Source organism: Rhodococcus sp. MurmanLake-1, from assembly GCF_056945715.1.
The window spans coordinates 412,478-426,785 of record NZ_JBWZNF010000002.1; the positions used below are offsets into that span (position 1 = coordinate 412,478).

General features: G+C 62.2%; 10 protein-coding genes and 2 riboswitches. Of the genes, 3 read left to right on the plus strand and 7 right to left on the minus strand.

Features of this window, described 5'->3' with window-relative positions:
• The first annotated feature begins 18 nt into the window (after positions 1 to 18).
• A complete protein-coding gene (locus AC2ETI_RS08320) occupies positions 19 to 2,442 on the plus strand; it encodes an ATP-dependent Clp protease ATP-binding subunit (RefSeq protein ID WP_029256076.1) in 2,424 nt (807 codons plus the stop codon).
• Between the two features lie 52 nt (positions 2,443 to 2,494).
• Here AC2ETI_RS08320 and AC2ETI_RS08325 read toward each other — a convergent pair whose 3' ends face one another.
• The 5 genes from AC2ETI_RS08325 to AC2ETI_RS08345 form a co-directional block, all read right to left on the minus strand.
• A complete protein-coding gene (locus tag AC2ETI_RS08325; RefSeq protein WP_230090991.1) occupies positions 2,495 to 4,387 on the minus strand; it encodes an FAD/NAD(P)-binding protein in 1,893 nt (630 codons plus the stop codon).
• 4 nt (positions 4,388 to 4,391) lie between these two features.
• A riboswitch (SAM riboswitch) is annotated at positions 4,392 to 4,485 on the minus strand.
• A gap of 78 nt (positions 4,486 to 4,563) precedes the next feature.
• Positions 4,564 to 5,754 (minus strand): fumarylacetoacetase, encoded by a 1,191-nt coding sequence (fahA, locus tag AC2ETI_RS08330; protein WP_113683318.1) that lies wholly within the window; start codon positions 5,752 to 5,754, stop codon positions 4,564 to 4,566.
• Positions 5,751 to 6,620, minus strand: coding sequence for a hypothetical protein (locus AC2ETI_RS08335; protein WP_019745014.1), 870 nt, complete (start codon positions 6,618 to 6,620; stop codon positions 5,751 to 5,753). The genes fahA and AC2ETI_RS08335 overlap by 4 nt, the downstream gene beginning before the upstream one ends.
• Entirely contained in the window at positions 6,617 to 7,816 is a 1,200-nt protein-coding gene (locus AC2ETI_RS08340; protein ID WP_113683317.1) for a homogentisate 1,2-dioxygenase, read from the minus strand. The genes AC2ETI_RS08335 and AC2ETI_RS08340 overlap by 4 nt, the downstream gene beginning before the upstream one ends.
• A 109-nt stretch (positions 7,817 to 7,925) precedes the next feature.
• On the minus strand, positions 7,926 to 8,477 hold the full coding sequence (locus AC2ETI_RS08345; RefSeq protein WP_019745012.1) for a MarR family winged helix-turn-helix transcriptional regulator: 552 nt from the start codon (positions 8,475 to 8,477) through the stop codon (positions 7,926 to 7,928).
• A gap of 104 nt (positions 8,478 to 8,581) precedes the next feature.
• On the opposite strand from AC2ETI_RS08345, the gene AC2ETI_RS08350 reads away from it, so the two are divergent.
• The gene (locus AC2ETI_RS08350; protein WP_113683316.1) at positions 8,582 to 9,196 is read left to right on the plus strand and encodes a TetR/AcrR family transcriptional regulator; all 615 of its coding nucleotides are present in this window, start codon (positions 8,582 to 8,584) and stop codon (positions 9,194 to 9,196) included.
• Between the two features lie 174 nt (positions 9,197 to 9,370).
• Positions 9,371 to 10,969, plus strand: coding sequence for an ABC transporter substrate-binding protein (locus tag AC2ETI_RS08355; RefSeq protein WP_020908860.1), 1,599 nt, complete (start codon positions 9,371 to 9,373; stop codon positions 10,967 to 10,969).
• A 58-nt stretch (positions 10,970 to 11,027) separates the two neighbouring features.
• Here AC2ETI_RS08355 and metE read toward each other — a convergent pair whose 3' ends face one another.
• Together metE and AC2ETI_RS08365 are read right to left on the minus strand one after the other, a co-directional pair.
• Positions 11,028 to 13,292, minus strand: coding sequence for a 5-methyltetrahydropteroyltriglutamate--homocysteine S-methyltransferase (gene metE / locus AC2ETI_RS08360; RefSeq protein WP_113683353.1), 2,265 nt, complete (start codon positions 13,290 to 13,292; stop codon positions 11,028 to 11,030).
• Positions 13,293 to 13,451: 159 nt separating this feature from the next.
• Positions 13,452 to 13,660, minus strand: a riboswitch (cobalamin riboswitch).
• A 97-nt stretch (positions 13,661 to 13,757) separates the two neighbouring features.
• Positions 13,758 to 14,195 carry a helix-turn-helix domain-containing protein gene (locus tag AC2ETI_RS08365; RefSeq protein WP_019745008.1) on the minus strand — a complete coding sequence of 146 codons (438 nt, stop codon included), beginning with the start codon at positions 14,193 to 14,195 and terminating at the stop codon, positions 13,758 to 13,760.
• Between the last annotated feature and the right edge of the window lie 113 nt (positions 14,196 to 14,308).

The following is a 14,308-nucleotide window of genomic DNA, read 5'->3' on the forward strand; positions in this document are numbered from 1 at the left end:
CTGCAAGGAGGCTTCGGAATGCCAGCATTCTTCGGGCCCGAGGGTCCCGGTCGCATCGATATTTCCCGGCTCATGAGCAGGGCCACCCAGCAACTCATGGCTGACGCTGCACGTGTAGCGGCTGCTCGCGGTGATTCGGATCTCGATGCACTGCACGTTCTCCGCGTCATGGCGGAGCAGGATCCGGTCCGCACGCTCATGCAGCGCGCCGGAGCCGACCCGAAATCCGTGGTCGACGCCGTCGACCTGCGGCTGCCACAAGGCCGTGAGCAGGGGGCCTACTCTGCTCCTGCGCTCAGCAGCGCCGTGAAAACCGCTCTACTCGAGGCTCATCAACTGGCCCGAGCCCTGGGATCGACGTACATCGATCCCGAACACCTCTTCATCGCATTGGCTGGTGACCCCGATCATGTTCCGGGTCGTCTGCTCGCTTCGGCCGGCATCACGCCGGAGAAGCTGCAGGCAGCGGTTCAGAATCCTGCAGCCGGTCCAGTCGAAGACGAGTCCACCACACCGACGCTCGACAAGTACGGCGTCGATCTCACCGATCGCGCACGCAACGGCGGCGTCGATCCGGTGATCGGCCGCGCCGACGAGATCGAACAGACCATCGAGATCCTCTCCCGCCGCACCAAGAACAACCCCGTCCTGGTGGGTGAGGCCGGCGTCGGCAAGACTGCCATCGTCGAAGGTCTCGCCCAGCGCATCGTCGACGGGGATGTCCCGGAATCGTTGGTGGGCAAGAGGATAGTCCAGCTCGAACTCTCGAGCATGGTCTCGGGTACTCGCTACCGCGGAGACTTCGAGGAACGGCTGACCAAGGTGATCGACGAGATCACCGCACACAAGGACGAGCTGATCGTCTTCATCGACGAGATGCACACCATCGCCGGTGCCGGAGGCGGCGCCGAAGGTGCGATGGATGCCGGAAACATCCTCAAGCCCAAGCTCGCTCGCGGTGAACTGCACATCGTCGGCGCCACCACGCTCGACGAATACCGCAAGAACATCGAGAAGGATCCCGCGCTCGAGCGGCGCTTCCAGCCCGTACAGGTCGGAGAGCCGTCGATCGAGGACGCGATCGCCATCTTGAGCGGACTGCGCAGTCGGTACGAGGATCACCACAAGGTCCACTACACCGACGAGGCGATCACCGCTGCGGTGGAGCTGTCGGCACGTTACATCGGCGACAGGTTCTTGCCGGACAAGGCAATCGACTTGATCGACCAGGCCGGCGCCAGGCTTCGTTTGAAGACTGCCACGGTAGACACCGCTGCTCTGCAGCAACGTCTCGAGCAGCTCGAGAGCGACAAGGAGAAAGCCGTCGCCGACGAATTGTACGAGAAGGCGTCGACCCTGCGTGACGAGATCAACGGCGTCGCAAAGCGTCTCGAGAAGGCAGGATCCTCGGTTCCTTCCGAGGAAACTCCGGATGTGACTGCTGAACAGATCGCCCAGGTTGTCGCCCGTGCCACGGGTATTCCGGCCAGCCAGATGACTCAAGCAGAGAAAGATCGCCTGCGCCGTCTGGAAGAGGAACTGCACGGTCGTGTCATCGGGCAAGATGACGCCGTTCGCGCAATCGCGCGTGCGGTGCGTCGTAGCCGGACCGGTATGAGCGATCCGGATCGTCCCGTCGGTAGCTTCCTGTTCCTCGGACCTACCGGTGTCGGCAAGACGGAGCTCGCAAAAGCTCTGGCTGCCACACTCTTCGGTGACGAGAACAAGATGCTGCGCTTCGACATGAGTGAGTTCGGTGAGAGGCATACGGTAAGCCGATTGGTCGGTGCTCCTCCCGGATATGTCGGCTACGGCGAGGCCGGACAGCTCACGGAACAGGTGCGTCGTAACCCGTACTCGGTGATCCTGCTCGACGAGATCGAAAAGGCACACCCGGACGTGTTCAACACCTTGCTCCAGGTGCTCGACGACGGGCGTCTGACCGACGGCCAGGGTCGGACGGTGGACTTCAAGAACACCGTCGTGATCATGACCAGCAACCTCGGCTCGGACATCATTTCGAGCAAGTCCGGTGGACTGGGCTTCACCACAGGTGATGCAGAGTCGGCGGAGAAGCCACTGCGCGACCGCGTGATGGCCAGGTTGCGCGAATCGATGCGGCCGGAGTTCCTCAACCGCATCGACGAGATAGTGATCTTCCGCAAGCTCGACACCGAGCAACTGCACCGGATCACTGATCTGTTGCTCGACGACAGCCGGAAGCGGTTGCAGTCCAAGGGCATCGACATCGAGTTCACCGCCGACGCAGTGGACTGGATTGCCGAGCACGGGCATCAACCCGAGTTCGGGGCTCGCCCGTTGCGTCGTTCGATTCAGCGTGTGGTCGACGACAAGATCGCCGACATGCTGCTCGACGATCTCCTCGAAGAGGGCGGCAGTATCACCGTCGCGGTTGACGAGGGTGAGTTGGTGTTCAGCTAGGAGGGGCACAGCCCCCGTGAGCGGTTAGGGAGTCTCTGGACTCCCTAACCGCTCACAGGCGCGCAGCGCCCAAAATCTCCGCCGCCAGGGCGTCGTTGTGCCGGAAAAACCCCGCATTGGTACGGGGACGAGGGAAAGCCGCCGACCAGTTGTGGCCTGCAACCCACGGCCCGGCCGCGAAGCGGCGAGGATGAGCTGTGTTGTCCTGGTCGAGAATTCGTGAAGTACCGTCGACGGCGAGCTTCGCCGAACTGTCCACGGTCGCACGAAGTTCGACTGCCTCGCCCCGACCGTGAAGCGTCCGCAGGAGCGAGTCACCGCTCGCGCTGATGGACGCAACCGGCAAGCGTGCTTCGACGAGGGTGTTCGCGGCCACGATGTCGGTGTGCGACGCACTGCGAGCGACAAAGATCCCAGCCCCCGTTGCCGGGTCGATTTCGGTGGAGAACGCTGAATCCGGCCCGAGGAACTGGACGATGCCGGCCTCGTTGAGCGCGATCAACTGTTCCAGTCGCTCGGGTGGCGGACCACTGGCGATGAAGCTGAAGAACGAATGAAGCCAACCCTCGACGTCCTTGGCGACGGATTCGGCCGGGATTCTGCCGCGCCGCAGCAATTCTCCGACAGTCATGTACGTCGACAGCAGCGCTGAGAAGACAGCCGCGTCGGCGCTGAAATACGGGTCCGACCTCCGCGCGACGTCTGCCGAGATGTACTCGTTGATCCGGGATTGGACCTCGGCAAGTCCGTCGTAGCGCTCACCGCCGAGTGGGCGGTTCAGTCGCTCGAGATCGATACGGTCTTCCGGCTTCGGAACTGCGTTCTCGACCAGTTCCTGCAATCGAGACGATCCCCAAGCCAGCGAGGCGAATTCGGCGTCGAACTCCTCCCAGGTGCCCACCGTCCGATCCGGGTGCGACGCGAACAGTTCGTGATAGTGGGCGCCTGCCAATTCTTTCGACGCCAGCGGCCAGATGTCGTTTCGGAAATCCAACGGCCCGTCGCCGGGCACAAGATCAGCGGTGAAGAACCGAGGTAGCGGTGGCCGCGCGTCGGCGATCGAGTACGAAATCTTGGAGTGGTACGGCACGCCTCGACGAGATCCGGCGTACAACAGAGGTTCCCGACCCGAGGGAGTGTAAGTGAGGGTGCCGTCCTCACCGCGTTCGAAGACGCCGCCGCGGCTCTCGGCGAGGAGAACCATCCAGTCGATGAAAGCCAGCCCGAGTCCGGCGATCAGAACCGGTTCGCGTTCGGGAATGACATCGGCGTCGAGGTCGGCGGTGTATCCCGGACCTACGTAGGTCAACCCGTGCTCGGACGCGAAGCTGGTCAGCGCGGTTTCACGCGGGGCAGCCAACGCATCGGGGTGCCCTTGCGCGAGAAGGACGGCCGTCGCTTCGATGACAACTCCGTCGTCCAGATGAACCGTCTGTATCTCGCCGACGTTCACGATGTCGACCACGGATCGTCGATGAACCCGAACGTCGACGTGCGCTGGTGCAGAGTCGACCGCAGTCTGGAACACCCAGTTCAGGTATCGGCTCTGCAGTGACCTCGATGCAAACGACGACGGGGTGATCATCGGGACTTCTGCCGCGATTTCGGGGAATTCGGCAAGTTCAGCCGAGTGCTCGGCGACCCATTCCGCGAGGGTCGGACCCGGCAGCACTGGGCCGGTCACGGCGGTGGTCTCGTCGGTGAACATCGTGACGTCCGCGGTTGTCGAATTCATCCACAGAAGCGGCGCCTGGCTGCCTCGCCAAATGCGGCCGGCGCCTGCCGGATACGGGTCCACGACGTGAATGTCGATCGGTACGGGATCGGCGTTCACCGATTCGTGAGCGAGGATTCGCTCGAGTACGCCGGTCCCGCGGGGGCCACCGCCCACGATCACGACGACAGCTGCTGTCCCCACTGAGGTACGGGGTCGATCGCCTGGCACGAGTCCTCCATCGGACCTGGCAGAAAGCACCCGCACCTCAGCAGAGGGGGTTGCTGCGACGTCACGGAGCCAGGACTCTCGATCGCTCTGGATGGTTAGTCCAGCTTATCTTCGGAGAATCGTGAGGCAAGGAATTCCGGACATCAGATCAGCGTGAATCAAACAGTTGTCAATCGTTATCTTTCGGTTTGCGTTGCCGGCAGGATCCGAGCGTGAACATCCCCGAAGCCGATTCGTGATCCCCCGACGCCGGGAGCGGTGGCCGAGATGGCGATGGTGTCGCCGTCTTCGAGAAAGGTTCGAGTCTCGGAGCCCACGGTCACGGGTTCCTTGCCACCCCAGGTCAGTTCGATGAAGGCGCCGCGCTGATCCTTGTCCGGTCCGGAAATGGTTCCGGATGCAAAGAGATCGCCGGTGCTCGCTGCTGCGCCGTTGATAGTGGTGTGCGCGAGCATCTGCGCCGGCGACCAGTACATCTGGGCGTAGGGCGGCCGGGAGACGACGTGACCGTTCCATTCGACGGCCAGGTCGATGTCCAACCCCCACTTCTCCTCGCCGCGCAGGTAAGAGAGAGGTTCGGGGTCCTGCACCGGCGTATCGATTCGGGCAGCTTCGAGCGCGAGCAACGGGACAACCCACGCAGAGATGGACGTCGCGAAGCTCTTCCCGAGATTCGGGCCGAGAGGGACGTATTCCCACGCCTGGATGTCCCGGGCGGACCAGTCGTTCACGACGACGGCGCCGAAGACGTGCTCGGCAAAGTCGTCCGGGTTGATGGAATCGCCCATCTTCGAGGGAGTTCCGACGATGAAGCCCATTTCGGCCTCGATGTCGAGGCGGCGGGACGGTCCGAAATCCGGGTTCTCCTGATCGGGTGACTTGCGCTGTCCGCAGGGGCGAACGATATCGGTGCCGGAGACGACGATGGTGCTCGAGCGCCCGTGGTATCCGACCGGAAGGTGCTTCCAGTTCGGCATCAAGGGGGCAGCGTCGGGTCGGAACAGGCGTCCGAGGTTGGTCGCATGATTTTCCGACGCGTAGAAATCCACGTAGTCGGCCACCGCGATCGGCAAGTGCATTGTGACTGAGTCGACGGGAAACACTGCTTCCGAGTCTATTTCGCCGGTCACTAGATCCGTGATCCGATTACGCACCGATACCCACTGATCTCGGCCCAGCGCCATGAACGCATTCAGAGTCGGTTCGGCGAAGACGGAATCTCCCAGTGTCGCTGCGAGATCGACCACCGAGTCGGCGACCCGAACACCAACACGCGGTGATCCTCCGGCGGGGGAGAAGATGCCGTATGGCAGATTGTCGATCCCGAACAACGAGTCGGCGGGAATGTCGATGGTCGTGACGGTCATACGAGTGTTCCTTCGGTTTTGTCGGAGCGGACGATCAATCCGAGACCTTCGAGCTCGGTGAGAGGGTCCGAAATGCTACAGGTCCCGAACGAGAGGAAGCGGCGACGCACCTCGCCGGCCTCGTCCGCGGTCAGTTCGGCCAGGGCTTGCGCGATCGATTCGCCATCGCGTTGCGCCAGAGCAGCAACAACTTCCGAGCGGTCGGCGCCCCGCCTCACAGCGTTGACGGCCACCATGATGTTGAGGAAGCCGTGCTGCTCGAAACCTGTCTCCGGATCGGTATTGCGCACGCCGTGATGCAGTCCCGCGGTCGCCTTAAACGGGATACCCGCTCGGACAACGGATATCACGGCATCGGCGAGCTCGTCCTCGTCCGGGTACGCTTCGGCGACAATTCCTCCGGTGCGAAACTTCGCGGAGTACCCGGCGGTTTCGAGCGCCGTCAGAAAGTCCACGCGTCGATCACCGCGGGGTACCTCGACAAAAATGTCCAGGTCGGGATGAGCGGCATGGACGGGAGCGAGTTCCTCGAAGGCGGCTTCGGCGTCCAACCCGTCAGGAATTCCCACTTCGACGGCGGCGACGCTGACACCGGGGATAGCGAGCGCGTTCGACAGTGCCGCCGCCGTATCGGCTGGACCGGCCGGCACAGTCAGACTCAGCGTCACCGGGTTGTCAGCTGAAACGTACGCGGCCAGTTCGCTCAATCGCGGCGCGGGAAAGACGAAGGGCCCGACCAGCGCGTCATAGTCCGCCTGCTGGTAGGCCGCGTGGGCCGGAACTGCCTCGGCGAGAGGAGCATTGCCGGGTGGGAAGAGTGCTGCGTCGTCGCACAGGCCGCGCAGGAGTGGGGAGATGATCGTCATTGCTGAGGCCCCCGCCCTGCCCAACTCCAGGCGTACGCTTCGTCTTCACAGGCCAAGGCTCCCTCACCCAATTCGAGGGGCCGGAACGTATCGACCATCACGGCCAGCTCGTCGAAGAACTCGGCGCCGATGCTTCGCTCGTACGCGCCGGGTTGTGGGCCGTGGGCGTGGCCGCCGGGATGAATCGATATCGAACCCTGCCCGATGCCGGAACCCTTGCGTGCCTCGTAGTCACCGCCGCAGTAGAACATGATCTCGTCCGAGTCGACGTTCGAGTGGTAGTACGGCACGGGGATCGACAGGGGGTGGTAGTCGACCTTGCGGGGCACGAAGTTGCAGATCACGAAGTTGTTCCCCTCGAATGCCTGGTGCGCGGGCGGCGGCTGGTGAACACGGCCCGTGATCGGCTCGTAGTCGGAGATGTTGAAGGTGTACGGGTACAAGCATCCGTCCCAACCGACGACATCGAAAGGGTGCGTGGGATAAACCATTCGGGTGCCGACGATGCCCGCCGACGTGCGGTGCTTGACCAGTACCTCGATGTCGGCGCCTTCGGCGATCATGGGCGCGGTCGGTCCGTGCAGGTCTCGTTCACAGAACGGTGCGTTCTCGAGTAGCTGGCCGAAGCGGGAAAGATAGCGCTTGGGCGGGACGATGTGACTGTTCGCTTCGATGGCGTAGGCACGAAGTGGTTTGTCACCCTTGGGGATCCATCGATGCGTTGTTGACATCGGGATCAGGACGTAGTCACCTTCACAGGCCTCGAGTGTGCCGAAGACAGTCTCGACGGTCGCCTCGCCAGATTCGATGTAGACCATCTCGTCGCCGATTGCATTGCGGTACAGGGGAGATGGCGCCGCCGCAACGACGTAGGACAGTCGCACGTCGGCATTTCCGAGGATGAGACGACGGCCGGTTACCACGTCGGTCTCGTTCCAGGTGCTTTCGGGAAACAGCGTGTGGAGTTTCAGATGGCGCGGTTTGAGGGGATGGTTGGGGGTTGTGCTCTGATCGCGCAGTTCCCAGACCGTTGCGTCGACGATGGCCGACGGGATCTCGCGGTGGTAGAGCAACGAAGAATCCGAGGAGAAACCTTCCTCGCCCATCAGCTCTTCGTAGTAGAGGTTGCCGGACTCGTCACGGTGTTGGGTGTGACGCTTCGGTGGGATGTTGCCGAGTTGTCGATAGAACGCCATGACGGGGCTCCTTCTGTGCTGTTCTGCCTGGCTCACCTCCACCAGATAGTAAATACATTAACTAAAATGATGTGATGGGCGCAACTCTCCAAGGGGGTTCGGGTCTATGTCAGTTACGTCCGCGTACGTCGAACTGGCTGCGGTTGGTGATCAGTTTGTCCAGGAGCATGACAAGAATTCGCTGTTCGGCCTCGCTCAGGACGCTGACCCAGGCGTGTTCGCGTTCGTTCTGCTCGCGAAACGCTTCGACCATGGCTTCTCGGCCTTTGTCGGTCAGGTACAGCTGGACCGAACGGCCGTCGTTCTCGGTGGGCCGACGATCGATCAATCCGTCTGCCAGCAGCGACTTGGACAGATTGGAGACCGCTGCCCTACTCATTCCGGTGAGCTCGGCGGCAGCCTTCGGCTCGATCGGACCGGCCAGCCAGGTGACGAACAACAGTCGGAAGGAGGACCATGACCAGCCTCGAGGGCGGTGGATCGACGACTCGAGATCGTACGTGACGACGTTGGAGGCTCGGTTGAGCGTCAGGAGAACCTCGGTGGCGAGCTGATCGCGAAAGCCGTGTTCGGTGGCCAGCTTTTTGTTGGCCAGTTCGATGAACGACCAGAAATTGAGTTCGCCGACGGTTGACTGGTCATCGGTTGTCCGGTCATTCATGGACTAACCCTAGCGCGATCGGCAGGTGATTAATCTATGTACTAGATTTCGGGGTTCTGATGAAACTTCGCAACCTGGCACTGCGGTCGAGGTTCTGAACTATCGTGACGCGCGTGACTGTGCGCAGCGACGAGTTTCCCCTGGATACCGACCTCATGTCGGTGGGGCAACTCGAGCGGAGACGACGATTGACCACGGCGGTGGTCGAGATGCTTGCAGCGATGCCGTCGGATCGAATCCAGATGAAAGAAGTGTCGGAGCGTTCAGGCGTGGCGCTAGGCACTCTCTATCGCTACTTTCCGACCAAACAGCAACTTCTTGCTGCGGCGATGACGGCGTGGAGCGGGCTCGAATCCGCTCGTCGTCCTGAGGAGCCGCGAACAGGCGGCGAAGAGAGCAATGCGTACGAACGGGTTCTGGCACTTCATCGCCGCGAGATGAAGGCATTCGAGCGTAGGCCTCACTTCGCTCGACTCGAGATCGAACTCCATTCGTCCTCGGATCAGTTCGTGATCGAGTCGTTGGATCAGCGCGCGGCTGCACATCGGAGAATGCTGTTCGAATTGATGGACGGTATTCCGGCCGAGACGGCGCGGGTTGCGGCCGTGGCAATGGGCGGCACGATGTTGACGGCCCTTGCACTGTGGACCAGTGGCCGGATCGGATTCGCAGAGGCCCAGCGGAACGTCGAAGACGTCATCGGACTGGTACTTCGCTGAACGGTGTCACTCTAGAATTCAGTTCTTGTTTCTGTCGCTGTGAATGCGAATCATCGCTGCAGCTTTGTGAAAACGAAGACGCAGGGAGCGTCCTTACCTAGAATTCACTTACAAAACTGCCGGGATGTCCGATCCAGGGATCGACGTGTCCGTGAACTGTGAAAGTGAGTCGCAATGAAGCGCTCGTACCGAGCTCGCTCTCGAATCTGGATGGTTGTCCTGGCGTCGGCGACACTGGTGGTGACGGGGTGCGCCGGTAGCAGCCAAGGTACGACCACGGATGCATCGGACGTGACGGTCGGAGTTGTCGGTGACCAGAACAACGGGGGAGAGCCGCGCTCGGGTGGCACCGTGTCGTTTGCCACCTACAACGGGATCAGCAGTCTCGATCCGGCTGACCGTCAGGACGGCGGCGCTACCGGTGGTAGCGAAATGGCGGCCATCTACGACCTTCTGATGCGCTTCGATACGGCGGCGGGCGAATACGTTCCCCACTTGGCGCAGTCTTTGTCGGCCAACGGCGACAACACGGTGTGGACACTGAAATTGCGCGACGGCGTCACCTTCAGCGACGGCACTCCGATGGACAGTGCGGCAGTCCTGTGGAGTATCGATCACTATCTGCAGAAGAAGGGAACTCACGCGCTGGTGTGGAAGACCACTGTGCGCGAGACGAATTCACCGGATCCGAGTACGGTCGTCTTCACATTGGCGCAGCCGTGGGACGAGTTCCCGATCATGTTCACCACCGGTCCCGGCATGATCGTCGCGCCCTCGTCGATGGCTACCGGCACGTTCACCCCGATCGGGGCAGGTCCGTTCACCGTCGAGAAGTTCGCCTCCCAGGACGAATTGGTGCTCGCTGCCCGTCCGACGTACTGGGACGGGGCACCGTACCTCGAGAAGTTGCGCTTTCCGGCAATCGTCAACGAGAAGAGCAAACTCGAGGGATTGCACACCGACGGAATTCAGGTCGCCTATCTGAAGTCTCCCGATTTCATACACGAGGCTTTCGAAGCCGGTGATCCAGGATTTGTGTACTCGGCCAGCATGGCCGGCGTTCTGGCAATCAATCAGCGCGACGATCGGGCAGCGAAGGACGAGCGCGTGCGTAAGGCGATTGTCGCTGCGGTGGACCCGACTACGTTCAACGAGCGAGTTCAGGGCGGCTTCGGCGAACCCGGCACCGACATGTTCGCGTCGTGGTCGCAGTGGCACGGATCGGTGGCCGGGAACGGCTTCGACCCCGAGGCGGCGAAGAAGTATCTCGCCGAGGCGAAGGCCGACGGTTACGACGGAAAACTGACGTACGTCGGTATGAACGATCCGGCGACGCAGCGCAGCGCACTGACGTTTCAGTCGCTCTTGCAGGCAGTGGGTTTCACGGTCGACATCACCTACGCAACCAGCATCAACGATCTGATTTCCATGCTGTACGCGAAGCATGACTACGACGTGTCCTACTTCGCGTTCAACGTGCTGGAAGAGTCACCGTTCGTGCGTATGTACGGCAACCTGTTCAGCGAATCGCCGTCGAACATTCTCGGCTACAAGAACGCTCGGATGGACGAGTTGCTCGGCAAGCTGCAAACAGCGTCGGGCGAGGATGAGCGGCGAGCCGTCATCGACGATATTCAGACCGTGGTCAACGAGACGGCGCCGATGGCCGTGGTCAACTCCGGCAAGGTTTTCATCCCGTGGCGCGAGAACGTGCACGGAGTGATGCCGAGTGCGGACGGGATTCTGCTCTTCGGCAACACGTGGTTGAGCTGACCCCCGTGCGCCTTTTTGGTAGTGCCCACTACCAAAAAGGCGCACCGGGGCTTTGCCCCTAAAGCTCCGCTCGTACCAACTTCGTGGCCTCGACGAGGTTACGAAGCGACGCTTCGACCTCGATCGGCCCCCGTGTCTTCAATCCGCAGTCCGGATTGACCCACAATCGTTCGACTGGAACAGCTTTGAGTGCTTCGCGTAGCGACTCCGCGATCTCGTCGACGCTCGGCACCCGCGGCGAGTGGATGTCGTAGACACCGGGGCCGACGCCGAGATCGAACCCGACCGAACTGAGATCGTCGAGGACCTCCATGTGTGAGCGTGCCGCCTCGATGGACGTGACGTCCGCGTCGAGGCCGGCGATGGCGCCGATCACCGCTCCGAACTCGGAGTAGCACAGGTGCGTGTGGATCGCAGTGGAATCCGCGACGCCCGAGGTGGCCAACCGGAAGGCGCCGACCGACCAGTCCAGGTAGGCGCGCTGATCCTCGGCACGCAGTGGGAGCAGTTCTCGCAGAGCCGGTTCGTCGACCTGGATGATTCCGATTCCGGCGGCCTGCAGATCGACGGTCTCGTCTCGAATTGCCAGTGCGACTTGATTTGCCGAGTCGGCGAGGGGTTGGTCGTCACGGACGAACGACCAGGCCAGAATGGTGACGGGTCCGGTGAGCATGCCCTTGACCGGCTTGTCGGTCAGGGACTGTGCGTACGTGATCCAGTCGACGGTCATCTGCTTCGGGCGCGAGACGTCGCCGTACAGAATCGGCGGACGCACGCAGCGGGTGCCGTACGACTGGACCCAACCGTTGGCGGTGGCGAAGAATCCGTCCAACTGCTCCGCGAAGTACTGGACCATGTCGTTGCGTTCCGGCTCACCGTGAACAAGCACGTCCAGGTCCAGCTTTTCCTGGAGCGCAACAACTTCGGCGATCTCGGCGCGCATACGGTTGACGTACTCGGCTTCGTCGATCTCACCTTTGCGCAGTGCTGCGCGAGCGATGCGGATCTTCGAGGTTTGCGGGTACGAACCGATGGTCGTCGTGGGCAGCGGCGGCAGAGAAAGCAGCTCGTCCTGGGCAGCGCGACGTTCGACGGCGGGCGCGCGACCGGTCGCCGAGTTCAGCACCGCGTCCAGACGGCCTCGAACACTCGCATCATTGAGTCTGCGATCGTCCTTGCGGGTCGACGAGGCCGCTCGTGCCAGAGCGAACTCGTCCTCCACCGACTCTCGGCCCTGTGTGAGAGCGGTTGCGAGAGTTACTACTTCCTTGACCTTCTCGGTGCCGAACGCGAGCCACGAGCGCAGGGCCTTGTCGACATCGGACTCAGCGTCGAGTGTGTACGGAACGTGCAGCAGGGAGCACGACGTGGAGACGGCAAGCGTGTCGACGCTGCCGAGCAAGGCACCCAAAGTGCTCAGTGCCGAGTCCAGATCGGACCGCCAGATGTTTCGTCCGTCGACCACTCCGGCGACGATTAGTTTGCGGGCGAGTTCAGGTACGGAGCCGATCGAATCCTGACCGGCCACCAGGTCGACGGCAAATCCTTCGACGCCGGTGGACGCAAGCGCGGGCAACGCGTCACGCAGCGAACCGAAGTACGACGCCAACAGGATCGACGGCCGCTCGGACAGCGCTGAAAGCTGTTCGTACGCAGCGCGTGCCGCTTCGATTTCCTCATCGGTGCGATCGCCCACGAGGGCGGGTTCGTCGAGCTGAACCCAGCTCGCACCGGCCTTCGCGAGCCGACCGAGTAGATCCGCGTAGAGGGGGAGTAGTTCGTCGAGCCGCGAGAGCAGCGGCTCGTCTGTGCCGACAGCCTTCGAGAGCAGCAGGAAGGTGACCGGTCCGATGACGACCGGGCGGGCTGCAATGCCGTCGGAAAGTGCTTCTGCCAGTTCGGACAAGACCTTGGACGGGTCGAGTGCGAACGTGGTGGACGGTGAAATCTCCGGCACCAGGTAGTGGTAGTTGGTGTCGAACCACTTCGTCATTTCGAGCGGCGCGATGGTGTCCGTCCCACGGGCAGCGGCAAAGTAGCGGTCCAACGGATCGGCGACCGACGCGACGCGGTCGGGCAGCGCGCCGAGAAGAACTGCGGTGTCGAGCATCTGGTCGTAGAAGGAGAAGGTATTGACCGGGATGGAGTCGAGGCCCAGGTCACGGAGGTCGGCCAAGCCCTGCCGACGGAGGTCACGGGCGACAGCCTGCAGGGCGTCGGCGTCGATGCGCCCTGCCCAGTAGCTTTCGGTTGCCCGCTTGAGTTCTCGATGAGGACCGATGCGCGGTGAGCCCAGCACGGTCGAAGTGAATGTTGTTGTCACGGAGTTTCTCCAGATTGCCAATGCATTGATGGCCACTGCCGGCAGACGGGTACACCTCACGAGACCTCGAGTTTCGGCGGACAGTACTGCCCGCACCGCACACGAGGTCCGATGGAGATCTACACGCCCATTCCACGAGGCGGTGGACCGTCGGGCACGGCGTGCCCGACACAGTCGGCAGGTCTTCGGACTCGCGGGCACTCGATCGAGTTGGATCGAACCTACTGGCCGTCGCTTCCCAGGCGGATGCCCAGTGCACATAAACGGCGGTCGTTCCTGCTTACCGCTGCGGGACAGTCCCGGATTTTCACCGGGTTCCCTCTCACTCCGACAGCTTGCGCTGACGGGGCTTCGACGCCGGGAACGGTCTTCGGGGCTCCTCATGACCGCGCCGGGCGAACCAGCTGCATCGACCAGCATAAGGCCAACCCTCCCTGAGCAGTCAAGGAGAGTCGGCGAAGGGCGCTACGCGCGTGACATGTAGGAATTCGAGTCCGGTGGTACGCGCGGAAGATTCTCGGAGGAACGTAGATTCTCCGCCATTTCGACAAGCAGATCCTGCGAAGACGGCGATAGATCGACGACGCGAGAGGTGAGGTTTCGCAGGCGCACGTTGTGCAGCTGTTCGAGGAGAGAGAGGTCCGCCTCGCCGCCCGAGATCGCGGGCGGAGTTTGATCGGACGGGGCGTAGAAGTAGTCCGGATGGACGTTGAAGAAGTGGGCGAGGGCGGCAACCACTTCGGGTGACGGGTTGGTTCGGACGCCGGTGCGCAGTTGGGACAGGTACGGCGTCGAGATGCGGCAGCCGAACTCGGTCATGCCGCGAACGACCATCGCGTTGGTGACGTGAAAGTCGGCAGTCTCGAACAGCGAGTTCAAGCGATCGTTGAACTGGTTCGACATGAGACGTCCCTTCCCCCGTTACGCACAGGCTCCGTCGATTCAATTAACTGCATCATAGCCAGTTATCGAACGATTAGCTGTTTTGGATTCTCGCGAAGGGGGTCGTTTGCAGG

Bases quoted from the DNA above. Each gene is read 5' to 3' on its own strand.
- AC2ETI_RS08320 (WP_029256076.1), top strand. From the start codon at position 19: ATGCCAGCATTCTTCGGGCCCGAGGGTCCCGGTCGCATCGATATTTCC.
- AC2ETI_RS08355 (WP_020908860.1), top strand. From the start codon at position 9,371: ATGAAGCGCTCGTACCGAGCTCGCTCTCGAATCTGGATGGTTGTCCTG.
- AC2ETI_RS08340 (WP_113683317.1), bottom strand. From the start codon at position 7,816: ATGGCGTTCTATCGACAACTCGGCAACATCCCACCGAAGCGTCACACC.
- fahA (WP_113683318.1), bottom strand. From the start codon at position 5,754: ATGACCGTCACGACCATCGACATTCCCGCCGACTCGTTGTTCGGGATC.
- AC2ETI_RS08345 (WP_019745012.1), bottom strand. From the start codon at position 8,477: ATGAATGACCGGACAACCGATGACCAGTCAACCGTCGGCGAACTCAAT.
- AC2ETI_RS08335 (WP_019745014.1), bottom strand. From the start codon at position 6,620: ATGACGATCATCTCCCCACTCCTGCGCGGCCTGTGCGACGACGCAGCA.
- AC2ETI_RS08365 (WP_019745008.1), bottom strand. From the start codon at position 14,195: ATGTCGAACCAGTTCAACGATCGCTTGAACTCGCTGTTCGAGACTGCC.